Here is a 326-nt window from a genome sequence, read left to right on the forward strand (position 1 = left end):
GCCGCAACTACGGCAACAACCGCTACATCTACTCGAACCTACGCCAGTGGCTCAACAGCCCCGCGGCTGCCGGCCAGTGGTACACCGCGCAGCACTCCGCAGACCAGACGCCGGACTCCTCCCACGACTGGAACGGCGTCAACCCGTACAGTGGCCTCGCCGGTTTTCTGAACGCCTTCACCGCCAACGAGCGGGCAGCTCTGCTGAACACCACCATCACGGTCGGCAAGAGCTCCTCAGACGGCGGCGGGACGGAGACCTGCACGGACAAGATCTTTCCTCTGTCCTGCACTGAGGTCGGCCTGAGCGGCGACCACGTCTGCGGC

General features: G+C 65.3%; 1 protein-coding gene. It reads left to right on the top strand.

The annotated features are described in order from the left end of the window. On the top strand, positions 1-326 hold a 326-nt coding region (locus P0G09_RS16660), incomplete at both ends, for a DUF6273 domain-containing protein (protein ID WP_275253220.1).

This window comes from Faecalibacterium sp. DFI.5.82, from assembly GCF_029076575.1.
GTDB lineage: Bacteria > Bacillota > Clostridia > Oscillospirales > Ruminococcaceae > Faecalibacterium > Faecalibacterium duncaniae.